Source organism: Cellulomonas iranensis NBRC 101100 = JCM 18110 (assembly GCF_001552375.1).
Taxonomy (GTDB): Bacteria; Actinomycetota; Actinomycetes; order Actinomycetales; family Cellulomonadaceae; genus Cellulomonas; species Cellulomonas iranensis.
Genome location: NZ_BCRB01000008.1, coordinates 12,983 through 36,019, shown reverse-complemented (window position 1 = coordinate 36,019; position 23,037 = coordinate 12,983). Strand labels below are relative to the sequence as shown.

Annotated in this window: 20 protein-coding genes; 19 read left to right on the top strand and 1 reads right to left on the bottom strand. The window is 75.7% G+C overall.

The genetic code is table 11. The features are described from left to right. Nucleotides 1–9: 9 nt before the first annotated feature. Complete coding sequence (efp, locus tag CS2_RS02580; RefSeq protein WP_062103540.1) at nt 10–573, top strand: elongation factor P; 564 nt, start codon at nt 10–12, stop codon at nt 571–573. 1 nt (nt 574) lies between these two features. Then, on the top strand, nt 575–991 hold the full coding sequence (gene nusB / locus CS2_RS02575) for a transcription antitermination factor NusB (protein ID WP_046528369.1): 417 nt from the start codon (nt 575–577) through the stop codon (nt 989–991). A 41-nt stretch (nt 992–1,032) separates the two neighbouring features. Here nusB and CS2_RS02570 read toward each other — a convergent pair whose 3' ends face one another. Next, entirely contained in the window at nt 1,033–3,348 is a 2,316-nt protein-coding gene (locus CS2_RS02570) for a putative bifunctional diguanylate cyclase/phosphodiesterase (protein WP_233421041.1), read from the bottom strand. A gap of 212 nt (nt 3,349–3,560) precedes the next feature. Here CS2_RS02570 and pyrR point away from each other — a divergent pair, with 212 nt between their 5' ends. From pyrR to rpe, 17 genes are all read left to right on the top strand, one after another. Next, nucleotides 3,561–4,154 (top strand): bifunctional pyr operon transcriptional regulator/uracil phosphoribosyltransferase PyrR, encoded by a 594-nt coding sequence (pyrR, locus tag CS2_RS02565; RefSeq protein WP_070318763.1) that lies wholly within the window; start codon nt 3,561–3,563, stop codon nt 4,152–4,154. Further along, nucleotides 4,151–5,155 carry an aspartate carbamoyltransferase catalytic subunit gene (locus tag CS2_RS02560; protein ID WP_070318762.1) on the top strand — a complete coding sequence of 335 codons (1,005 nt, stop codon included), beginning with the start codon at nt 4,151–4,153 and terminating at the stop codon, nt 5,153–5,155. The genes pyrR and CS2_RS02560 overlap by 4 nt, the downstream gene beginning before the upstream one ends. Further along, the gene (locus CS2_RS02555; protein WP_070318761.1) at nt 5,152–6,468 is read left to right on the top strand and encodes a dihydroorotase; all 1,317 of its coding nucleotides are present in this window, start codon (nt 5,152–5,154) and stop codon (nt 6,466–6,468) included. The genes CS2_RS02560 and CS2_RS02555 overlap by 4 nt, the downstream gene beginning before the upstream one ends. After that, the gene (locus tag CS2_RS02550; RefSeq protein WP_070318760.1) at nt 6,468–7,016 is read left to right on the top strand and encodes a PH-like domain-containing protein; all 549 of its coding nucleotides are present in this window, start codon (nt 6,468–6,470) and stop codon (nt 7,014–7,016) included. The genes CS2_RS02555 and CS2_RS02550 overlap by 1 nt, the downstream gene beginning before the upstream one ends. Continuing rightward, nucleotides 7,013–8,233, top strand: a complete 1,221-nt coding sequence (gene carA, locus CS2_RS02545) for a glutamine-hydrolyzing carbamoyl-phosphate synthase small subunit (RefSeq protein ID WP_046528375.1) — start codon at nt 7,013–7,015, stop codon at nt 8,231–8,233. The genes CS2_RS02550 and carA overlap by 4 nt, the downstream gene beginning before the upstream one ends. Then, nucleotides 8,233–11,556 (top strand): carbamoyl-phosphate synthase large subunit, encoded by a 3,324-nt coding sequence (gene carB, locus CS2_RS02540; RefSeq protein WP_070318759.1) that lies wholly within the window; start codon nt 8,233–8,235, stop codon nt 11,554–11,556. Before carA ends, carB begins: the two co-directional genes overlap by 1 nt. Continuing rightward, nucleotides 11,553–12,413: an orotidine-5'-phosphate decarboxylase gene (pyrF, locus tag CS2_RS02535; RefSeq protein WP_070318758.1), complete on the top strand. Its 861-nt coding sequence runs from the start codon at nt 11,553–11,555 to the stop codon at nt 12,411–12,413. Before carB ends, pyrF begins: the two co-directional genes overlap by 4 nt. A 175-nt stretch (nt 12,414–12,588) precedes the next feature. Beyond that, nucleotides 12,589–13,455 (top strand): hypothetical protein, encoded by an 867-nt coding sequence (locus tag CS2_RS02530; protein ID WP_070318757.1) that lies wholly within the window; start codon nt 12,589–12,591, stop codon nt 13,453–13,455. 138 nt (nt 13,456–13,593) lie between these two features. After that, nucleotides 13,594–13,905, top strand: coding sequence for an integration host factor, actinobacterial type (gene mihF, locus CS2_RS02525; RefSeq protein ID WP_013117080.1), 312 nt, complete (start codon nt 13,594–13,596; stop codon nt 13,903–13,905). A 102-nt stretch (nt 13,906–14,007) separates the two neighbouring features. Next, nucleotides 14,008–14,574 carry a guanylate kinase gene (gmk, locus tag CS2_RS02520; RefSeq protein WP_046528380.1) on the top strand — a complete coding sequence of 189 codons (567 nt, stop codon included), beginning with the start codon at nt 14,008–14,010 and terminating at the stop codon, nt 14,572–14,574. Between the two features lie 143 nt (nt 14,575–14,717). Beyond that, nucleotides 14,718–14,984 (top strand): DNA-directed RNA polymerase subunit omega, encoded by a 267-nt coding sequence (gene rpoZ, locus CS2_RS02515; RefSeq protein WP_046528381.1) that lies wholly within the window; start codon nt 14,718–14,720, stop codon nt 14,982–14,984. Between the two features lie 9 nt (nt 14,985–14,993). After that, nucleotides 14,994–16,205: a bifunctional phosphopantothenoylcysteine decarboxylase/phosphopantothenate--cysteine ligase CoaBC gene (coaBC, locus tag CS2_RS02510; RefSeq protein WP_070318756.1), complete on the top strand. Its 1,212-nt coding sequence runs from the start codon at nt 14,994–14,996 to the stop codon at nt 16,203–16,205. Nucleotides 16,206–16,233: 28 nt separating this feature from the next. Continuing rightward, nucleotides 16,234–17,433, top strand: coding sequence for a methionine adenosyltransferase (gene metK / locus CS2_RS02505; protein ID WP_046528383.1), 1,200 nt, complete (start codon nt 16,234–16,236; stop codon nt 17,431–17,433). A 73-nt stretch (nt 17,434–17,506) separates the two neighbouring features. Next, the gene (locus CS2_RS02500) at nt 17,507–19,603 is read left to right on the top strand and encodes a primosomal protein N' (RefSeq protein WP_070318755.1); all 2,097 of its coding nucleotides are present in this window, start codon (nt 17,507–17,509) and stop codon (nt 19,601–19,603) included. 39 nt (nt 19,604–19,642) lie between these two features. Beyond that, nucleotides 19,643–20,602: a methionyl-tRNA formyltransferase gene (gene fmt, locus CS2_RS02495; RefSeq protein ID WP_070318754.1), complete on the top strand. Its 960-nt coding sequence runs from the start codon at nt 19,643–19,645 to the stop codon at nt 20,600–20,602. Continuing rightward, nucleotides 20,599–22,251 (top strand): RsmB/NOP family class I SAM-dependent RNA methyltransferase, encoded by a 1,653-nt coding sequence (locus CS2_RS02490; RefSeq protein WP_070318753.1) that lies wholly within the window; start codon nt 20,599–20,601, stop codon nt 22,249–22,251. Before fmt ends, CS2_RS02490 begins: the two co-directional genes overlap by 4 nt. A gap of 66 nt (nt 22,252–22,317) precedes the next feature. Further along, nucleotides 22,318–22,989 carry a ribulose-phosphate 3-epimerase gene (rpe, locus tag CS2_RS02485; RefSeq protein ID WP_070318752.1) on the top strand — a complete coding sequence of 224 codons (672 nt, stop codon included), beginning with the start codon at nt 22,318–22,320 and terminating at the stop codon, nt 22,987–22,989. Nucleotides 22,990–23,037 lie beyond the last annotated feature (48 nt).

Sequence of the window (23,037 nt, the reverse complement as noted above, 5' to 3'; positions counted from 1 at the left end):
ACGACGCTCGTGGCGACCACCAACGACCTCAAGAACGGCATCGTGCTGCGCATCGACGGCCAGCTCTGGACCGTCGTCGAGTTCCAGCACGTCAAGCCCGGCAAGGGCGGCGCGTTCGTGCGCACCAAGCTCAAGAACGTCCTGTCCGGCAAGGTCGTCGACAAGACGTTCAACGCGGGCGTGAAGGTCGAGACGGCCAACGTCGACAAGCGCGACATGCAGTACCTGTACAAGGACGGCGAGGACTTCGTGTTCATGGACACGGACACCTACGACCAGATCAACGTGCCGGCCGCGACCGTCGGCGACGCCGCGAACTTCATGCTCGAGTCGCAGACCGCGCTGGTCGCGACCAACGACGGCGTGCCGCTGTACGTCGAGCTGCCTCCGTCGGTCGTGCTCGAGGTCACGTACACCGAGCCGGGCCTGCAGGGCGACCGCTCGTCGGCCGGCACCAAGCCGGCGACGCTCGAGACCGGCTACGAGATCCAGGTGCCGCTGTTCCTCGAGTCGAACACCAAGGTCAAGGTCGACACGCGTGACGGGTCGTACCTCGGCCGCGTGAACGACTGACGTGGGCGCCCGGACCAAGGCGCGCAAGCGCGCGCTCGACGTGCTGTTCGAGGCGGAGCAGCGCGGCGTCCCCGTCGCCGACCTGCTGGCGAAGCGCGTCGTCGAGCCGGGCACCGAGGCGTCGCTGCCGCAGTACTCGGTCGAGCTGGTCGAAGGCGTGCTCGCGCACGCCGAGCGCATCGACGAGCTGCTCGCGACGCACGCGCACGGCTGGACGGTCGCGCGCATGCCCGCGGTCGATCGTGCGCTGCTGCGCCTCGGCACGTGGGAGATCCTCTGGAACGACGACGTGCCCGACGCGGTGGCCGTCGACGAGGCCGTGTCGCTCGCCCGTGAGCTGTCGACCGACGAGTCGCCCGCGTTCGTCAACGGGCTCCTCGGCCGCATCGTCGTGCTGAAGCCCACGCTGCTGGCCTGACGCGCGGCACCACCTCTGCACGACCCCGGCGCCCGGGCACCTCACAGGTGCTCGGGCGCCGCGTCGTCCCCGCCGCCGTGCACGACGCGCAGCGGGCGCGGGACCGTGCGGACCCGGCGGGCGTCGAGCCGACGCTGCTCGCCGGTCGTGCGCGCCGGCTCGACGGAGCGCGGCTGCGGGCGCGCGCCCCGCACGGGCAGCCCCGCGGCCGGGCGGCCGACGAAGTTGCCCTGCGCGCGCGGCACCCCGAGGTCGACCAGCACCTGCAGGTCGCCCGCCGACTCGACGCCTTCGGCGACGACGTCGAGGCCGTGGTGCTCGGCGAGCGCGACGATCGCGCGCACGGCGCCCACGCCGCGCGGCGTGCGCAGCTCGCGCACGAACGACCGGTCGATCTTGAGCACGTCGACGGGCAGCCGCGCGAGCCGCGCGAGCGAGCTGTAGCCCGTCCCGAAGTCGTCGAGCGCGATGCGCGCGCCGCGCGCCCGCAGCTCGGACAGCACGGGCACGGCGGCGGACGTGCGCAGCATCGTGCTCTCGGTGATCTCGACGGTCAGGTGCTCCCACGGCCCGCCCGACCACGCCGCGTCGAGGTGCTCGAGCACGTCCGGCTCGTGCAGCTCGCGCGCGGACAGGTTGACGGCCACGGGCATCTGGTGCCGGTCGAGCGCACGCCGCGACTGCCGGACCATCGACCGGCCGATCGGCACGATGAGCCCCGTCTGCTCGGCCAGCGTGATCCAGTGCTCGGGGAGCACGACCGCGTCGCCCTCCTGCCAGCGCGCCAGCGCCTCGAGCCCGACGACCTCGAGCGTGCGGGTGTCGACGATGGGCTGGAAGTACGCGGTGATCCGGTCCTCGGCGACCGCGCGCTCGAGCGCGCTGCGGATGCGGCGCTGGTCCTCGGCGCGCGCCCGCATGGCGGGGTCGAACACGCGGTGGCCCGTGGATGTGCGCTTGGCCTCGAGCATCGCGGCGTCGGCGTGCCGCAGCAGCGCGTCGGCGTCGACCACGTCGGTCGGGTCCCACGCGGCGACCCCGCACGTGAGGCGCGGTCCCGTGCTCCCGACGTGCGCGGCGAACTCGGCCCGCAGGCGGCGCGCGAGGTCGCCCAGGGCCTCGTCGTCGGGCGCGCGGGCCACGACGACGGCGAACTCGTCGCCCGCGAGCCGGGCGGCGTACGTGTCGTCGTCGACCCAGCCGCGCAGCAGGTCGGCGGTGCGGCGCAGCAGCTCGTCGCCCGCCGCGTGGCCCTCGCGGTCGTTGACGTCCTTGAAGCCGTCGATGTCGCAGTAGAGCACCGCGACGCGCGTGCGCTCCACCGCGCCCCGCTCGAGCACCTCGAGCAGGTGCACGTCGGCCGCGCGGCGGTTCGGCAGGCGCGTGAGGGGGTCGGTGACGGCGGCGCGCGCCAGCCGGTCGGCCAGCGCGTACCGCTCGGCGGCGGTCGAGACGACCAGGGCGAGGTCGACGAGGAACGTGCGGTCGTGCGGCTCGAGCCGTCCGGGCTCGGCGGGGAACAGGTCGGCGACGAAGCGGTCGCGCTGCAGGGGCCGCAGCGACGCCTCGACGCTCGGGTCGCCGAGCACGCGGCGCGCCGCGTCGCGGGCCTGCAGCAGCACCGCGTCCGCGTCGCGGTGGAACCACGCGGTGTTGGTGACGGCCGCGAGGGCGTCGCGCATGAGCTCGCGGCGACGTGCGGTGCTCTGCGCGCGCCGCAGGCGCACGAACGCGAGGGACTCGAGGCCGAGCGCGAACGGCAGCGGCCACAGCGCCGTGAGCAGCGCACCGAGCGGACGGCCCGCGAGGAGCACGCCGCCGCCGAGCATGACCAGCGAGGTCGAGCCCGCCGCCGCGACCGTCCAGCCCGGGCGCGTGAGGCGGGCCCGGCCCAGGGCCGCGACGACGTAGCCGACGACGACCGCGAGCATGACGAACAGCAGCGCGACCGCGGCCGCGCGACCACCGGGCACGCCCGGGACCTGCTCGGCCGGCCAGAACCACAGCGCCGCGCGCAGCGCGAGCACCACGCCGACGGCGACGGCCCACGGGCGCACGCGCGGCCCGCGACCGCCGAACGCGCGCGTGGCCGGCAGCGCCACGAGCGCCAGCACGCCCAGCAGCTGCGCGTGCCCGAACTCGAGCACGGCCCGCACGGGTGGGCTCTCCGTCACGCCGTGCAGCCCGCCCACGAGCAGCAGCGCACCCATCGTGACCGACAGCGCGAGCGACCACGTCGAGCCCTCCGAGCGCAGCGCACCGCGCCACCAGACCCACTGCAGCACGCAGAAGCCGCCGACGAGGCCGGCGGCCAGGAACTGCAGGACGGTGGCCCACAGGGGGACGTCGCCGAGCATGCCTGCTGTATCGGCGCACGTCGCGGGGCCCATGAGAGGCATCCGGGTGACGCCCCCGCTCCGTCGGGGACGACCGCGGCGCGCGCTGCCGGACCGGCCGTGCCGCGCGTCACGTGGACACGACCGCGCACCCGCGGGATCCGCAGGTAATGTGACCCGTCGAGCAACCTCCCTTTAAGCCCGTCCCGTGAGGCGGGGAAGGAGTCGCACGCATGAGCACTGGCACACCTGCGCCCGCACCCGGGAGCACCCCCGCCGGGGGCACCGGCACGACGGTCCTCGGGGCCGACGACGTGGGACGCGCACTGACGCGCATCGCGCACGAGGTCGTCGAGCGGAACAAGGGCGTCGCCGACGTCGTCCTGCTCGGCATCCCCACGCGCGGCCTCCCGCTCGCACGCCGCCTCGCGCAACGCCTCGCCCAGGTCGAGGACGTCGCCGAGCACGACCTCGTCGGCAGCCTCGACGTGACGATGCACCGCGACGACCTCGCGCACCACCCCACGCGCACCATCGGCGAGACGTACGTGCCGGGCGACGGCGTCGACGGCAAGGTCGTCGTGCTCGTGGACGACGTCCTGTACTCGGGGCGCACGATCCGCGCCGCGCTCGACGCCATCAGCGACCTCGGACGGCCGCGCGCCGTGCAGCTCGCCGTCCTGGTCGACCGCGGGCACCGCGAGCTGCCGATCCGCGCCGACTACGTCGGCAAGAACCTGCCCACCGCGACCGCCGAGCGCGTGCACGTGCTCCTGGCCGAGACCGACGGCGAGGACCGCGTCGTCATCGAGGGCGGCACGCGATGAAGCACCTGCTGTCCGCCGCCGACCTCAGCCCCGCGCAGGCCGTCCACGTGCTCGACACCGCCGCGCAGATGGCCGCGACCCAGGCACGCGAGATCAAGAAGCTCCCCACGCTGCGCGGCCGCACCGTCGTCAACCTCTTCTTCGAGGACTCGACGCGCACGCGCATCTCCTTCGAGACCGCCGCCAAGCGCCTGTCGGCCGACGTCATCAACTTCTCCGCCAAGGGCTCGAGCGTCTCCAAGGGCGAGTCCCTCAAGGACACGGCCCTCACGCTGCAGGCCATGGGCGCCGACGCCGTCGTGATCCGCCACCAGGCCTCCGGCGCGCCGCACACGCTCGCGCACGCCGGGTGGACCAGCGGCGCGGTCGTCAACGCGGGCGACGGCATGCACCAGCACCCCACGCAGGCGCTGCTCGACGCCTACACGCTGCGCCGGCACCTCGTCGGCGACCGCGGCACCACCGACACCACCGGCCGCGACCTCGCGGGCCTGCACGTCGCGATCGTCGGCGACGTGCTGCACAGCCGTGTCGCACGGTCCAACGTGCAGCTGCTGCGCACGCTCGGCGCGCGCGTCACGCTCGTCGCCCCGCCCACGCTGCTGCCCGTGGGCGTGCACACGTGGCCCGCCACGGTGTCCTACGACCTGGACGACGCGCTCGCGACCCGGCCCGACGCGGTGATGATGCTCCGCGTGCAGCGCGAGCGGATGTCCAGCGCGGGCGGCGGGTTCTTCCCCAGCCCGCTGGAGTACACGCGCGGCTACGGACTCGACGCCCGCCGCCTGGCGGCCCTGCCCGACCACGCGGTCGTGCTGCACCCCGGCCCCATGAACCGCGGCCTCGAGATCAGCGCCGACGCGGCCGACTCGCCGCGCGCCGTCATCGTCGAGCAGGTCGCCAACGGGGTCGCGGTCCGCATGGCCGTCCTCTACCTGCTGCTCGCCGGCGACGGCACGCGCACGACCCGCACGACCGACGAGACGAAGGTGCCCGCGTGACCGCCATCCTGCTCACCGGCGCCCGCCCGCTGGGCGGCGACCCGACCGACGTGCTGCTCGCCGACGGCGTCGTCGCCGCGCTCGGCGCCGACGCCCGCACGCACGACGCCGCGCGCGACGCCCGCGTCGTCGACGCCGACGGGCTCGTGCTGCTGCCCGGCCTCGTCGACCTGCACACCCACCTGCGCGAGCCCGGACGCGAGGACGCCGAGACCGTCGCGTCCGGCACGCGCGCCGCCGCGCTCGGCGGCTTCACCGCCGTGCACGCCATGGCCAACACGACCCCCACGCAGGACACCGCGGGCGTCGTCGAGCAGGTCTGGCGCCTGGGGCGCGACGCCGGCCACGCCGACGTCCACCCCGTCGGCGCCGTCACGGTCGGCCTCGAGGGCGAGCGGCTCGCCGAGCTGCAGGCCATGGCCCGCTCCGCCGCGCGCGTCCGCGTGTTCTCCGACGACGGCAAGTGCGTGCACGACCCCGTCGTCATGCGCCGCGCGCTCGAGTACGTCAAGGCCTTCGACGGCGTCGTCGCGCAGCACGCCCAGGAGCCGCGCCTCACCGCGGGCGCCCAGATGCACGAGGGCGTCGTCTCCGCCGAGCTCGGGCTCACCGGCTGGCCCGCGGTCGCCGAGGAGGCGATCGTCGCGCGCGACGTCCTGCTCGCCGAGCACGTCGGCTCGCGCCTGCACGTGCTGCACCTGTCCACCGCCGGGTCCGTCGAGATCGTCCGGTGGGCCAAGGCCCGCGGCATCGACGTCACCGCCGAGGTCACGCCCCACCACCTCGTCCTCACCGACGAGCTCGTGCGCGGCTACGACCCGCGCTACAAGGTCAACCCGCCGCTGCGCACGGCGCAGGACGTCGAAGCCGTCCGCGCGGGCCTCGCCGACGGCACGATCGACACCGTCGGCACCGACCACGCGCCCCACGCCCGCGAGGACAAGGACTGCGAGTGGGCGGCCGCCGCGTTCGGCATGACCGGCCTCGAGACCGCGCTCTCCGTGGTGCAGCAGGTCATGGTCGACACCGGCCGGTTCACCTGGGCCGACGTCGCCCGCGTGATGTCCGCCGCGCCCGCGCGGATCGGACGCCTCGACGGCCAGGGCCGCCCGATCGCCGTGGGGGAGCCCGCCAACCTCACGCTCGTCGACCCCACCGCCCGGCGCGTCGTCGTCCCCGAGCAGCAGGCCACCGCGAGCGTCAACTCGCCCTTCGCCGGTACCGAGCTGCCCGGGCGCGTGGTCGCCACGTTCCTGCGCGGCCGTGCGACCGTGCTCGACGGCGCGCTCGTCGAGCCGGGGGTGCCCGCCTGATGCCCGTCTGGCTCTCCGTCACGCTGCTGGCCGCGCTCGCGGTGCTCGGGCTGTGGGGCATGCGGCACGGCTGGCGCTCGCGCGAGCGTCGCACCGCCGCGCTCGTGCCGTCGCTGCCGGTGCTCCCGGACGCGCCCGGCGCGCCCGTCACCGACGCGATCGAGGCCGTGTACGTGTCCTCGACGCGCGCGGGCGACTGGCTCGACCGGGTCGTGGCCCACGACCTGGGGGTCCGCAGCCCGGCCCGCGTGCGCGTGCACGCCGACGGCGTGGCCGTCACCCGCACCGGTGCGCGCGACCTGTGGGTGCCCGCCGCCGCGCTGACCGCCGTGGGCACCACGAGCGGCCAGGCCGGCAAGTTCGTCGGCCGGGACGGCCTCGTGGTCCTCACCTGGGTGCCCGACCCCACCACCGGCACCGCCCTCGACACCGCGCTGCACGTGCGCCACGACGCCGAGCGCGGCACGCTGCTCGACGCCGCCCGCGCGCTCGTCGCGGCCCCCACCGACACCGACGCCGCGCCCCCGGCGCGAGAGGAGCAGGCATGAGCGACGCGATCCTCGTCCTCGAGGACGGCCGCACGTTCACCGGACGCGCGTACGGCGCGACCGGGCGGACGCTCGGCGAGATCGTCTTCAACACCGGCATGACGGGCTACCAGGAGACCCTGACCGACCCGTCGTACCACCGGCAGGTCGTCGTCATGACCGCGCCGCACATCGGCAACACGGGCGTCAACGACGAGGACCCCGAGTCGCGGCGCATCTGGGTCGCCGGGTACGTCGTGCGGGACCCCGCCCGCCGTCCGTCGAGCTGGCGCTCGCGCCGCTCGCTGGACGAGGAGCTCGCGGCGCAGGGCGTCGTCGGCATCAGCGACGTGGACACCCGCGCCCTCACGCGGCACCTGCGCGAGCGGGGCGTCATGCGCGCCGGCATCTTCTCGGGCGACGCGCTCGTGCGTCCCGAGGGCGAGCGGCGCCCGGTCGACGAGCTGGTCGACGAGGTGCTGACGGCCCCCGCGATGACGGGCGCCGACCTGGCCGGCGAGGTCAGCGTCGACGCCGCGTACGTCGTGCCGGCCCTGGGCCCCGACGGCGCGCCGCTCGACGAGCCGCGCGCACGCGTCGCGGCGGTCGACCTGGGCATCAAGGCCATGACCCCGCAGCGCATGGCCGAGCGCGGCGTCGAGGTGCACGTGCTGCCCGCGACGTCGACGATCGCGGACGTCCTCGCGGTGCAGCCCGACGGCGTGTTCTTCTCCAACGGCCCGGGCGACCCCGCCGCGGCGCGCCACGAGATCGACGTGCTGCGCGGCGTGCTCGACCGCCGGATCCCGTTCTTCGGGATCTGCTACGGCAACCAGCTGTTCGGCCGTGCCCTGGGCTTCGGCACCTACAAGCTGCAGTACGGCCACCGCGGCGTGAACCAGCCGGTCATGGACCGCACGACCGGCAAGGTCGAGATCACGGCCCACAACCACGGCTTCGCCGTCGACGCGCCGCTGGACGCCGAGACGGTCGCGCCCTTCGACGGCGGCCGCTACGGCCGCGTCCGCGTGTCGCACGTCGACCTCAACGACGACGTCGTCGAGGGCCTCGAGGCGCTCGACCTGCCGGCGTTCTCGGTGCAGTACCACCCCGAGGCGGCGGCCGGCCCGCACGACGCGGCCTACCTGTTCGACCGCTTCCTCGACCTCATGACCTCCCACCGCGACGGCGCCGGCACGACCGGCGGCGACGCGACGAACCAGAAGGGCGCCGCCTGATGCCCCGCCGCGACGACCTGCAGTCCGTCCTCGTCATCGGCTCCGGCCCGATCGTCATCGGCCAGGCCTGCGAGTTCGACTACTCCGGCACGCAGGCGTGCCGCGTGCTCAAGGAGGAGGGCCTGCGGGTCGTCCTCGTGAACTCCAACCCGGCCACGATCATGACCGACCCGGAGTTCGCCGACGCCACGTACGTCGAGCCGATCACGACCGAGGTGCTCACCTCGATCATCGCCAAGGAGCGCCCCGACGCGATCCTGCCGACGCTGGGCGGCCAGACCGCGCTCAACGCGGCGATCGCGCTCGACGAGGCCGGCGTGCTCGAGCAGTACGACGTCGAGCTGATCGGCGCGAACATCCCCGCCATCCAGAAGGGCGAGGACCGCGAGCAGTTCAAGCAGGTCGTCGAGGTCTGCGGCGGGGAGTCGGCGCGCTCGGCGATCATCCACACGATCGACGAGGCGCTCGGCGCGGCCGAGGACCTCGGCTACCCGATGGTCGTGCGGCCCTCGTTCACGATGGGCGGCCTGGGCTCGGGCATCGCGTACGACGAGGACGACCTGCGGCGCATCGTCGGGCAGGGCCTGCACTACTCGCCGACCACCGAGGTGCTCCTGGAGGAGTCGATCCTCGGCTGGAAGGAGTACGAGCTCGAGCTCATGCGCGACAAGCACGACAACGTCGTGGTCGTGTGCTCGATCGAGAACGTCGACCCGGTCGGCGTGCACACCGGCGACTCCGTGACGGTCGCACCCGCGCTGACGCTGACGGACCGCGAGTACCAGCGGCTGCGGGACATCGGCATCGCCGTGATCCGCGAGGTCGGCGTCGACACGGGCGGCTGCAACATCCAGTTCGCGGTGCACCCCGACACCGGGCGCGTGATCGTCATCGAGATGAACCCGCGCGTGTCGCGCTCGTCGGCCCTGGCGTCGAAGGCCACGGGCTTCCCGATCGCGAAGATCGCCGCGAAGCTCGCGGTGGGCTACACGCTCGACGAGATCCCCAACGACATCACCGGGTCGACGCCCGCGTCGTTCGAGCCGACGCTCGACTACGTCGTCGTCAAGGTCCCGCGGTTCGCGTTCGAGAAGTTCCCCGCCGCCGACGACACGCTGACGACGACCATGAAGTCGGTCGGCGAGGCCATGGCCATGGGCCGCAACTTCACCGAGGCGCTCGGCAAGGCCATGCGCTCGATCGACAAGAAGGGCTCGACGTTCCACTGGGACGGCGAGGCGGCCACGGGGGAGGAGCTCGAGCGGCTCGTCGCGTCGATCTCGCGACCCACCGAGCACCGGCTGGTCGACGTGCAGCAGGTGCTGCGCGCGGGCGTCCCCGTCGACGACGTGTACGCGCGCACGGGCATCGACCCGTGGTTCCTCGACCAGGTGCAGCTGATCAACGAGGTCGCGCAGGAGACCGCCGACGCGCCCGCGCTCACGCGCGACGTGCTCGCGCGCGCCAAGCGCCACGGCCTGTCGGACACGCAGGTCGCGTCGCTGCGGCAGACCAGCGAGGACGCCGTGCGGCGCACCCGCTGGGCGCTGGGCGTGCGGCCCGTCTACAAGACGGTCGACACGTGCGCCGCCGAGTTCGCGGCACGCACGCCGTACCACTACTCGTCGTACGACGAGGAGACCGAGGTCGCGCCGCGCGAGCGTCCCGCGATCCTCATCCTCGGCTCGGGGCCGAACCGCATCGGGCAGGGCATCGAGTTCGACTACTCGTGCGTCCACGCGGCGCTCGCGCTCAAGGGCGAGTACGAGACCGTCATGGTCAACTGCAACCCCGAGACCGTGTCGACCGACTACGACACGTCCGACCGGCTGTACTTCGAGCCGCTGACGTTCGAGGACGTGCTCGAGGTCTACGAGGCCGAGCTCGCGGCGGGCCCGGTGGCGGGACTCATCGTGACGCTCGGCGGGCAGACGCCCCTGTCGCTCGCGCAGCGGCTGTCCGACGCGGGCCTGCCGATCCTGGGCACGCCGCCGGAGGCGATCGACGCGGCCGAGGACCGCGGCGAGTTCGGCGCCGTGCTCGAGGCGGCCGGTCTGCCCGCGCCCGCGTTCGGCACCGCGACGACGCTCGAGGGCGCGCGGGAGACCGCGCGTCGCATCGGGTTCCCGGTGCTGGTGCGCCCGTCGTACGTGCTCGGCGGCCGCGGCATGGAGATCGTGTACGACGAGGCGCAGCTCACGGAGTACGTCGAGCGCGCGCTCGCCGAGCAGGTCGGCGGGCACCGCGCGTCGCTGCCGCCGCTGCTCATCGACCGCTTCCTCGACGACGCGATCGAGATCGACGTCGACGCGCTCTACGACGGCACCGAGCTCTTCCTCGGCGGGGTCATGGAGCACATCGAGGAGGCGGGCATCCACTCGGGCGACTCGGCGTGCGTGCTGCCGCCCGTGACGCTGTCGGTCGCCGAGCTCGAGCGGATCCGCACGTCGACCGAGGCGATCGCGCGCGGCGTCGGCGTCCGCGGGCTGCTGAACATCCAGTTCGCGCTCGTGTCCGACGTGCTCTACGTCCTCGAGGCGAACCCGCGCGCGTCGCGCACGGCGCCGTTCGTGTCGAAGGCGACGGGTGTGTCGCTCGCCAAGGCCGCGGCGCTCGTGATGGCAGGCCGCACGATCGCGCAGCTGCGCGACGAGGGCGTCCTGCCGCGGGCCGACGCGAGCACGCTCGACCTCGACGCGCCGATCGCGGTCAAGGAGGCCGTGCTCCCGTTCAAGCGGTTCCGCACCGCGGACGGTCAGGTCGTCGACACCGTGCTCGGGCCGGAGATGCGCTCGACGGGCGAGGTCATGGGCTTCGACGTCGACTTCCCGACCGCCTTCGCGAAGTCGCAGGCGGCCTCGTTCGGCGGGCTGCCGGACTCCGGCCGGGTCTTCATCTCGGTCGCGGACCGGGACAAGCGGTCCATCGTCTTCCCCGTGAAGCGTCTGGTCGAGCTCGGGTTCGAGATCCTCGCGACCGAGGGCACGTCGGCCGTCCTGCGCCGCAGCGGCATCCCGTCGCGCGTGGTCCGCAAGCACTCCGCCGGCCGCGGGCCGGCGGGGGAGCCGACGATCGTCGACCTCATCACCGCGGGCGAGGTCGAGATGGTCGTCAACACGCCGTCCGGGCAGGGCGCGCGCGCCGACGGGTACGAGATCCGCGCGGCCACGACCGCCGCGGACAAGGCGATCGTCACGACCGTGCAGCAGCTGGGTGCGGCCGTGCAGGCCATCGAGGCGCGGCGGTCCGGACCGTTCGCGGTCACGAGCCTGCAGGAGCACGACGCGGCGGCGGCGCAGCGGCGCGCGACGGTGCCCGCGTGACGGCGCCCGCACGCGTGCGCCCGTTCGGCGAGCGGCTGGCCGCGGCGATGGACGTGCACGGGCCCCTGTGCGTCGGGATCGACCCCCACGCGTCGCTGCTCGACGCGTGGGGGCTCCCGGACGACGCCGCGGGTCTGCGCGAGTTCGCGCACCGCGTCATGGACGCCGTCGCCGGGCGGGTCGCGGCCGTCAAGCCGCAGGCCGCGTTCTTCGAGCGGCACGGGTCCGCGGGCGTGGCCGTGCTGGAGGAGGTCGTGGCGGCGGGCCGGGAGACCGGCACGCTCGTCGTGGTCGACGCCAAGCGCGGCGACATCGGCTCGACGATGGGCGCGTACGCGGACGCGTTCCTGCGGGACGGCTCGCCGCTCGCGGGGGACGCGCTCACGGTGTCGCCGTACCTCGGGTTCGGGTCGCTCGACCCGGCGGTGGACCTCGCGCTGGCGACCGGGCGAGGCCTGTTCGTGCTCTGCCTGACGTCGAACCCCGAGGGTCCGGACGTGCAGCACGCGCGCACGGCCCAGGGCGTCACCGTCGCGGCACAGGTCGCCGCGCGCGCGGCCGCCCTGAACACGGGTGCGGCGAGCCTCGGGTCGATCGGGCTCGTGGTCGGCGCGACGGTCGGTACGGCCGTGCGCGACGCAGGGGTCGACCTCGCGGCGGTCGCGGGCCCGCTGCTCGCACCGGGCGTCGGTGCGCAGGGCGCGGGGGCCGCCGAGCTCGCCGCGGTGTTCGGTGACGCCCGCCGTCAGGTGCTCGCGTCCTCGAGCAGGGGAGTGCTGGCCGCGGGCCCGGAGGTCGGAGCGCTGCGCACCGCGGCCCTCGAGGCCTCGTCCCAGGCGGCCGCTGCGCTGCGCTGACGCAGGGTCGCGCGCCTGTCGTACGAGGGCGCGCGACCACCGCTCAGCACTGCGTCGGTACGTCACGATAACGGAACCTAACGGTCTACCACCGCCACGGGGACGAACAAGCGCCGCCTCACGGCGGCCCGCCCCGAAGGCGAACCCGGTGCGGACCCGCCGCTAAGGTGCGGACGTGCGCGGACGGACGACGGTGGGGCAGGCCGCGGCGCGGTACCTCGTCCAGCTCGAGCAGCGCCCGGCGTCGACCGCACGCGCCCAGCGCTGGGCGCTCACCGACCTGGTCGCGCAGCTGGGGGAGGAGCCCCTCGGGCAGGTCGCCCAGGACGACCGGCTCGCCCTGTGGTCGACGTCCCCGACGGGCTCGGGCCGTGAGCCGTCGGCGGCGTCCGTGCGGCAGCGCGCCACTGCCGCACGCGGGCTCCTCCGGCACGCGGTCGAGCACGCGATGCTCGACGCGGACGCCGCCGACCGGGCGCTAGCCGCGCTGCGCCGTCCCGCCACCCCGCCCGTCGTGCGCGACCACGCGCCCGCGCGCCTGCTGCTCGCCCGGGTGGGCGGCCGGCGGCCCCACGGCGTCTCGTGGGAGGTGTGGGTCCGGTTCCGCGCCCACGTCCGCGTGCTGGCGGACACCGGCGCGTCCGAGCGTGACCTGGCGCGCGCGTGCGTCGCCGACCTCGCGGCGGACGCGACGACCCTGCGCCTCGTCGACGTGCCCCACGATCTGTCCGAGCCGACCCGGCACGCGGTCGAGCAGTGGCTGCCCGTCCGAGCAGCGCTGGTCGCCACGCTCGAGGGCAGTCCGCCGCCGCAGCTCTGGGTCCGCGCGCACCCCTCGGTGCACCCGCGCACGGGTGCCGTCGCGGCCGTCGGCATGCCCATCACCGCGCGCGGGCTGCGCAAGGCGTTCACCGAGGTCCTGGCCGCGCTCGTCGGCGACGACCCGCGCCTCGCGACCTGCACCGTCGCGCACGTCCGGGGCCTCGGGCGGGGTCGGTCGGCGGGCGACGACCGACCCCGCCGAGCGCCCGACGAGGTGTGATCCGGTGCGTCGGCGCAGGTCGCAGGGCGACACGCGGCGCTCCCGCGTTGCCGAGCGGTCGGACCGTCGCTAGTTTCGTCCTCAGATCCCGCGCATTCCGACGAGGATCTCCGGCCCAGTGACGAGAAGGTGACGCGCGTGGCTCTTCCTCCGCTGACTCCCGAACAACGAGCCGCCGCGCTCGAGAAGGCTGCCGCGGCGCGGCAGGCCCGTGCCGAGGTGAAGAACCGCCTCAAGTACTCGCAGGGCTCCCTGTCCGAGGTGATCGAGCAGGGCCAGCAGGACGAGACGATCGGCAAGCTCAAGGTCGCCGCGCTGCTGGAGTCCCTCCCCGGCGTGGGGAAGGTCAAGGCCCGAGCGATCATGTCCGAGATCGGCATCTCGGAGACCCGCCGCGTGCGTGGCCTCGGCCCGCACCAGGTGAAGGCCCTCGTCGACCGTTTCGGCTGAGCGCCGCGGCGACACCCACGGCGCCCCGCCCGGACCCGGGCGGGGCGCCGCCGTGTCCGGACCGTCCGGGCACCTCGTGACACGACCTGGAGCAGGGCACGCATGACGACGCAGCAGGCACGGCTGACCGTGCTGGCCGGACCGACCGCCGTGGGCAAGGGCACGGTGTCGGCCGACATCCGCGCCCGGTACCCCCAGGTCTGGCTCTCGGTCTCCATGACGACGCGTGCCCCGCGCCCGGGCGAGGTGGACGGGCTGCACTACCACTTCGTGTCGCCCGAGCGGTTCGACGAGATGGCCGCGCGCGGCGAGCTCCTCGAGTGGGCGGTCGTGCACGGGCGCAACCGCTACGGCACGCCCCGCGGCCCGGTCGAGGAGCGGCTCGCCGCGGGCGAGCCCGCGCTGCTCGAGATCGACCTGCAAGGCGCACGGCAGGTGCGCGAGTCCATGCCGGACGCGCGGTTCGTGTTCCTCGCCCCGCCGTCGTGGGACGAGCTCGTGCGGCGGCTCGTCGGTCGAGGCACCGAGGACGAGGAGGAGCGCGAGCGTCGCCTCGCCTCGGCCCGCGTGGAGCTCGCCGCCGAGTCGGAGTTCGACCACGTCGTCGTCAACGACGACGTGCACCGGGCGACCGACGAGATCGTCCGTCTCATGGGCATCGAGGCCTGACGACCGGCCCTCGCCTCCGCGTCCCGGGGTCCGCCGCCGCGACCGGGTAGCATGGTGCGCTGCGCCTCCCGCCGCCCGTGCCGTCACCGGCACCCGCCGGCGGACGCACGCCGACCAGCCCTCCGACGAAACGGGAGTCCTCCGTGTCCGGAACCGTTGCCGCCCCCACGGGCATCACCGACCCGCCGATCGACCGCCTGCTCGAGCGCGCGGACTCCAAGTACGCGCTCGTGCTGTTCTCGGCCAAGCGCGCGCGCCAGATCAACGCGTACTACGCGCAGCTCAACGAGGGCCTCCTCGAGTACGTCGGGCCGCTCGTCGAGACCCGCCCGCAGGAGAAGCCGCTGTCGATCGCGATGCGCGAGATCGACGAGGGCCTCCTCACGTCCGAGCCGACGCCGGAGGCCTGACCTCCCGTCATGCGCGTCGTCCTCGGTGTCGCGGGCGGGATCGCCGCCTACAAGGCGGTCCTGCTGCTGCGGCTGCTGCGGGAGCAGGGTCACGCCGTGCGCGTGGTCCCGACGCGCGCCTCGCTCGAGTTCGTCGGTCGCGCCACCTGGGAGGCCCTGTCGGGCGAGCCGGTGACGACCGACGTCTTCGAGGACGTCGACCAGGTCGCGCACGTCGCGATCGGCAAGACCGCCGACCTGGTGGTCGTCGCCCCCGCGACGGCCGACCTGCTCGCGCGCGCCGCCGCGGGCCGCGCCGACGACCTGCTCACCGCGACGCTGCTCGTCGCGCGCTGCCCCGTGCTGCTCGCCCCCGCGATGCACACCGAGATGTGGGAGCACCCGGCGACCGTCGCGAACGTCGCCACCCTCCGCTCACGCGGCGTGCACGTGCTCGACCCCGCGTCGGGGCGCCTCACGGGTGCCGACACCGGACCAGGGCGTCTCCCCGAACCCGAGGAGATCGCCGCGGCCGCGACGGGGCTCGTGGCTCCCGCACGGGCCGCGGACCTCGCGGGGACGCACGTGGTCGTGTCGGCCGGCGGGACCCGAGAACCCCTCGACCCGGTCCGGTTCCTCGGGAACCGGTCGTCGGGTCGGCAGGGCGTCGCGCTGGCGCGTGCCGCCGCCGAGCGCGGCGCGCGCGTGACGCTCGTCGCGGCGAACGTCACGCACGACGTCCTCGCACGCGTCGGTGCCGGCGTGACGGTCGTGCCCGTCGAGACCGGCGACGAGCTGCGGGCGGCGGTGCGAGCGGCCGCCGCCGAGGCCGACGTCGTCGTCATGGCCGCGGCCGTCGCCGACTACCGGCCCGCGAGCGTCGCCGACGCCAAGCTGAAGAAGACCGGCGACGCGCCCGTGGTCGCACTCGTGGAGACCACCGACATCCTGCGCGAGCTCGTGACCGACCCGCCCCGAGCGGGGCAGACGGTGGTCGGCTTCGCCGCCGAGACCGGCGACGCCGAGGGCTCCGTCCTCGAGCACGCGCGCGCCAAGGCCGTCCGCAAGGGCGCCGACCTGCTCGTCGTGAACCCCGTCGGGGGCGGCCGTGGCTTCGGCACGACGACCAACGACGTCACCGTCCTCGACCGCGCGGGCGACGTGGTCGCGACCGCCGCGGGGACGAAGGACGAGGTGGCGCACGTCGTGTGGGACGCGGTGCTGACGAGACGTCACCTCTGAGACGCCGCGACGGCGTTACGCTGCCGCCATGACCTCGACGTCCCTGCGCCTCTTCACGTCCGAGTCGGTGACCGAGGGACACCCCGACAAGATCTGCGACCAGATCTCCGACGCGATCCTCGACGCCATCCTCGAGCAGGACCCCACGGCCCGCGTGGCCGTCGAGACCATGGTCACCACGGGCCTCGTCCACGTCGCCGGCGAGGTGACGACGAGCGCGTACGTCGAGATCCCGCAGCTCGTCCGCGAGGTCGTCCGCGGCATCGGCTACACGTCGTCCCTCATCGGGTTCGACGGCGACTCGTGCGGCGTGTCCGTCTCGATCGGGCAGCAGTCCCCGGACATCGCCGCGGGCGTCGACAAGGCGCTCGAGGTCCGGCAGGACGGCGCCGACCTCGACCCGCTCGACCTGCAGGGCGCGGGCGACCAGGGCCTGATGTTCGGCTACGCGAGCGACGAGACCCCCTCGCTGCTGCCGCTGCCGATCTGGCTCGCGCACCGCCTCGCCGAGCGCCTCACGCTCGTCCGCAAGGAGGGCCTCGTCGCGGGTCTGCGCCCCGACGGCAAGACCCAGGTGACCGTCGGCTACGACGGCGACCGCCCGGTCACCCTCGACACCGTGGTGCTCTCGACGCAGCACGAGCCCGACGTCCTCAACGACCACCTCGTCGCCCAGATCGCGGAGCACGTCGTCGCGCCCGTGCTCGCCGACGTCGACATCGACACGTCCTCGTACCGCCTGCTGGTCAACCCGACCGGGCAGTTCGTGATCGGCGGCCCGCAGGGCGACGCCGGGCTCACGGGCCGCAAGATCATCGTCGACACGTACGGCGGCATGGCCCGCCACGGCGGCGGCGCGTTCTCCGGCAAGGACCCGTCGAAGGTCGACCGCTCGGCCGCGTACGCGCTGCGCTGGGTGGCGAAGAACGTCGTCGCGGCGGGCCTCGCGCGGCGCTGCGAGGTGCAGGTCGCCTACGCGATCGGCAAGGCGCACCCCGTCGGCCTGTACGTCGAGACCTTCGGCACCTCGCAGGTCTCCGACGAGCGGCTCACCGCCGCGATCCGCCAGGTGTTCGACCTGCGTCCCGCCGCGATCGTGCGTGACCTGGAGCTGCTGCGCCCCGTGTACCGCCGCACGGCGGCCTACGGGCACTTCGGCCGCGACCTGCCGGAGTTCACGTGGGAGCGCACGGACCGCACCGCCGAGCTCATCGCCGCCGTCGGCTGACGCACCGCACCGGACCGACCCCCCGACGTCCCCGCCGCGACCCGCGCCGGGGACGTCGGGGCGACGTGGTGGGATGAGCACCGTGACCGACCCCGCGCCCGAGCAGCCCGCCCTCGCGGGGCTCGAGCCGCCGGCGCCCCGGCGGCGTCGCAGCGCCGCGGCGGCGGGGCCCGCCGAGCACCTGCCCGTCGCGCGGGTGTGCGTCGACCTCGCGCCCCCGCACCTGGACAGGCCCTTCGAGTACGTCGTCCCCGCCACCCTCGACGCCGCCGCCCGGCCGGGCGTGCGCGTGAAGGTGCGGTTCGCCGGCCAGGACGTCGACGGCTGGCTGCTGGAGCGCGTGGAGCGGGCCGAGCACGAGGGACGCCTGCTGCCGCTGCGGCGGGTCGTCTCGGCGGAGGCCGTCGTCGCGCCGCAGGTCGCGCGGCTCGCCCGCGCCGTCGCCGACCGGTGGGCCGGCACGCTCGCCGACGTGCTGCGCCTCGCCGTGCCGCCCCGGCACGCGCGCGTCGAGGGGGAGGACGGTGCTGCGCCCCCGGCGGGCGCCACGACGCCCGGGCCCGCACCCGCGGCGGTCGCGTGGGACGCGTACCGCGGCGGGCCCGCGTTCCTGCGGCACGTGCTGTCCGGCGGCGCACCACGCGCCGTCTGGACGGCGCTGCCCGGACCGGGTCCGCACCGCTGGGCGGCCGCCGTCGCGCAGGCCGTCGCGACGTGCGTGCTCGGCGGTCGTGGTGCGCTCGTCGTCGTGCCGGACGCGCGGGACGTCGACCGCGTGTGCGCCGCCCTCGCCGAGGTCGGGCTCGTCGACGTCGCGCAGGGCGGCCCGGTCGCGCGACTCGTCGCCGACGACGGCCCCGCGGCGCGGTACCGCGCCTTCCTCGCGACGCTGCGGGGGAGCGCACGCGTCGTCGTGGGCACGCGCGCGTCGGCGTTCGCCCCGGTCGCCGACCTCGGCCTGGCCGTCTGCTGGGACGACGGCGACCTGCAGCACGCCGAGCCCCGTGCGCCGTACCCGCACGTGCGCGAGGTCCTCGCGCTGCGGTCCGAGCTCGAGGGCGCCGCGCTGCTCGTGGGCGGCCACGCGCGCACGGTCGAGGCGCAGCACCTGGTGGCCACCGGCTGGGCGCACGAGGTCGCCGCCGAGCGGGCGACGGTGCGCGCGAGGACCGCACGCGTGCGGGCGCTCACGAGCGTCGAGCTCGCCCGCGAGGGTCCGGCCGCGGCCGCACGGCTCCCCGCACCGACGTGGCGTGCCATGCGCGACGCGCTGGCCGTGGGGCCCGTCCTCGTGCAGGTGCCGCGCGCCGGCTACGTGCCGGTCGTCGCGTGCGGCCGGTGCCGCACGCCCGCGCGCTGCACGACGTGCCACGGGCCGCTGGGGCTGACGTCCGCGGACGGCCCGCCCTCGTGCGGGTGGTGCGGGCGCCTCGCGACGGGCTGGCGCTGCGACGAGTGCGGTGCCGCGGCGCTGCGCTCGGTGCGCGTCGGGTCCGAGCGGACGGCCGAGGAGCTGGGCCGCGCGTTCCCGGGGGCGACCGTGCGCGTCTCCGGCGCGCGCGCCGCGGGAGGCGTGCTGGCCGAGGTGCCCGACCGGCCGGCCCTGGTCGTCGCCACGCCGGGGGCCGAGCCTCACGTCGCGTCGGGGTACGCCGCGGCCGTGCTGCTCGACGCCGCCGTCGCGAGCGCGGGCGAGCACCTGGGCGCCGAGGTCGACGCGCTGCGCCGCTGGCTGGGCGCCGCGGCGCTCGTGCGCTCCGCGACCGACGGCGGGCAGGTGCTCCTCGTGGGGGACGGCGCCGCGCGTCCGACGCAGGCCCTCGTCCGGTGGGACCCGGCCGGTCTCGCGGTGCGCGAGCTCGACGAGCGCGCCGAGCTCGCGCTGCCGCCCGCGGTGCGCGTCGCGGCCCTCACGGGCACGCGCGACGCGGTCGCCGCGGTCGTCGCGCGCGTGACGGTCGACGCCCTGGAGGTGCTGGGGCCCGTGCCGCTGCCCGCGGACCCGCAGCAGGGTGCGGCGCTCGAGCCCGAGGTGCGTGCGCTGCTGCGGGTGCCGCCCGCGCGCGGGGCCGAGCTCGCGCGCGCGGTGGCGGCGTCGGTCGCGATCCGCAGCGCACGCCGCGAGGGGGGCGCCGTGCGCGTCCAGGTCGACCCGGCCGACCTGCTGTGACGCACGGGCCGGCGCGGCGCGCGACCTAGGATCGGGTCCATGCGTCTGCTCTTCGCGGGGAGTCCCGCGGCCGCCGTGCCCTCGCTCGAGGCCCTGCTGGGCTCCCGGCACGAGGTGGTGGCCGTGCTGACCCGACCGGACGCGCGCGTGGGACGCGGCCGCACGCTGCAGCCGTCCCCGGTCGCGGCGCTCGCGCGCGACCGCGGCGTGCCGGTGCTGACGCCGCGCACGCTGCGCGACCCCGAGGTGGTCCAGCAGATCCGCGACCTGCGCGTGGACGCCGCGCCGGTCGTCGCGTACGGCGTCCTCGTCCCGGCCGAGCTGCTGGCCGTGCCGACGCACGGCTGGGTCAACCTGCACTTCTCGGTGCTGCCCGCGTGGCGCGGTGCGGCCCCCGTGCAGCGCGCTCTCATGGCGGGCGACGAGGTGACCGGCGCGTCGACCTTCGTGATCGAGGAGGGCCTCGACACCGGGCCCGTGCTCGGCACCCTCACCGAGACCATCAGGCCCACCGACACGACGGGGGACCTGCTGGGGCGCCTCGCGGTCGCGGGCGCCGAGCTGCTGGTCCGCACGCTCGACGCGCTCGAGGACGGCACGCTGCACGCCGTGCCGCAGCCGCACGACGGCGTCAGCCACGCACCGAAGCTCACGCCCGACGACGCGCTCGTGCGCTGGACGCACCCCGCGCACGTGGTCGACCGGCGCGTCCGCGGCTGCACGCCCGCGCCCGGCGCCTGGACGACCCTCCCCGACGGTCAGCGCCTGGGGCTCGGGCCCGTGCGCGTCGTGCCCGACGTCACCGACCTGCGACCGGGCGAGGTCCGCGCGGACAAGCGGGAGGTCCTCGTGGGGACGGGCAGCGGTGCGGTGCGCCTCGGCGACGTGACCGCACCGGGCAAGCGTCCGATGCCCGCGGCGGACTGGGCGCGCGGCGCGCGTCTCGCGCCCGGCACGGTCCTCGGCGCCGGCACGCCGGAGCAGGGGGAGCACGCGTGAGCGCCGACGGACGCCAGGGCGGCGAGCGCCGCGGCCAGGGAGGCGGCGAGCGCCGCGGCCAGGGGAGCGGCGAGCGCCGCGGCCAGGGGAGCGGCGAGCGCCGCGGCCAGGGTGGCGCCGGCCGGCGGGACGGCCAGGAGCAGCGGCGTGACACGCGGGGACGGCAGCGCGGCGCGGCCCGCTCGGAGGGCCGCGCGGGCCGGACGACCGCGGCCCCGTCGCAGCGCGCCCGCACGGGGGACCAGGCCCGGGGCGCCGCCTTCGACGCGCTGCGTGCCGTCGCCGAGTCCGACGCGTACGCGAACCTGGTGCTGCCGCCGCTGCTGCGCGAGCGGGGCGTCACCGGGCGGGACGCGGGCTTCGCGACCGAGCTCGCGTACGGCACGCTGCGGCTGCGGGGACGGTACGACGCGGTGCTCGCGCACGCGTCGTCGCGGCCCCTCGAGCAGGTCGACGGGCCCGTGCTCGACGTGCTGCGCCTGGGCGCGCACCAGCTGCTCGGCATGCGCGTGCCGTCGCACGCGGCGGTGTCCGAGACGGTCGCGCTGGCCCGCGAGCGCGTCGGTGCCGGTGCCGCGCAGTTCGTCAACGCGGTGCTGCGCCGGGTGTCCGAGCGGACCCCCGAGGAGTGGCTCGCGGTGATCGGCGACGCGGCCGACCCCGACGGGTCGGACGCGGTCGCCCGGCTGGCGGCCGTCGAGAGCCACCCGGCGTGGGTCGTGCGGTCGCTGCGGGAGGCGCTCGTGGGGTCGGGTCGGCCCGCGGACGAGCTGCCCGCGCTGCTCGCGGCGGACAACGCGCCGCCGCGCGTGACGCTCGTGGCGCGGCCGGGGCTCGTCGAGCCGGCGGAGGTCGCCGAGCAGACGGAGGTCGCCGAGCAGGCGGAGGTGGCGCCGGCGGGGCTGGTGCCGACCGCGTTGGTGCTGCGCAGCGGGGACCCCGGTGCGCTGACGGCGGTGCGCGAGGGGCGTGCGGGCGTGCAGGACGAGGGGTCGCAGCTCGTGACGCTCGCGCTCGTCGAGGCGCCGCTGGACGGCCCGGACGAGCGGTGGCTCGACCTGTGCGCGGGCCCGGGGGGCAAGGCCGCCCTGCTGGGTGCGCTGGCGGCGGGGCGGGGGGCGCGGCTGGTGGCGAACGAGGTGCAGCCGCACCGCGCGCGACTCGTGTCGCAGTCGCTGCGGGCCGTCCCCGCGTCGGCGGTCGAGGAGGTGCGGACCGGTGACGGTCGCGAGGTGGGGCGGGTCGAGCCGGGGTCGTACGACCGCGTGCTGCTCGACGCGCCGTGCACGGGGCTGGGTGCGCTGCGGCGGCGGCCGGAGTCGCGGTGGCGCCGCACGCCTGCCGACCTCGCGACGTTGAGCGCGTTGCAGCGCGAGCTGCTGGCGTCGGCGTTCGCGGCGGTGCGGCCCGGGGGCGTCGTGGGGTACGTGACGTGCTCGCCGCACCTGGCGGAGACGCAGCTGGTGGTGCACGACGCGGTGCGGGCCGCGCAGCGCGCGGGCACGTCCGTCGAGGTGCTGGACGCGACGCCGGTGGTCGCGGGGGTGGCGCCGTCGTGGGAGCCGGTCGCGGGCCGGCGGGACGTGCAGCTGTGGCCGCACGTGCACGGCACGGACGCGATGCACCTCACGCTGCTGCGCCGTCTCTGACCCGCTGCGCCGCACGGCCGGCGGACGCGGCGCGCCGGTGCCGCGCGGCGTCGGTACGGTGGGGCCGTGGCACCCGTCCTGATCAACCCGAGCATCCTGTCCGCGGACTTCGTCAACCTCGAGCGCGACCTGCAGCGGATCGCGACGGCGGACTACGCGCACGTCGACGTCATGGACCAGCACTTCGTGCCGAACCTGACGATCGGCCTGCCGGTGGTGCGGCGGATCGCCGAGGTGAGCCCGGTGCCGCTCGACGTGCACCTCATGGTCGAGGACGCGGACCGCTGGGCCCCGCAGTACGCCGAGGCGGGTGCGCGGTCGGTGACGTTCCACGCGGAGGCGACGCAGGCGCCGGTCCGGCTCGCGCGCGAGCTGCGGGCGGGCGGCGTGCGTGCGTCGGTGGCGCTGCGCCCGGCCACGCCGGTCGAGCCGTTCCTCGACCTGCTGGCCGAGGTCGACATGGTGCTCGTCATGACGGTCGAGCCGGGGTTCGGCGGTCAGGCGTTCATCGAGGGCACGCTCGCGAAGGTGCGGCGCACGCGTGAGGCGATCGTCACGGCGGGCGCGGACACCTGGGTGCAGGTCGACGGTGGCGTGTCGCGCGACACGATCGGGCGGATCGCGCGCGCCGGGGCGAACGTGTTCGTGGCGGGCTCGGCGGTCTACGGCGCCGACGACGTGGCCGGCGAGATCGCGGCGCTGCGCTCGCTCGCGGAGCACCCGACGACCGAGGCGTGAGCCGCCCGCGGCGCGCGGTGCAGAGCCGCTGACGGGGCGTCCCGTGCG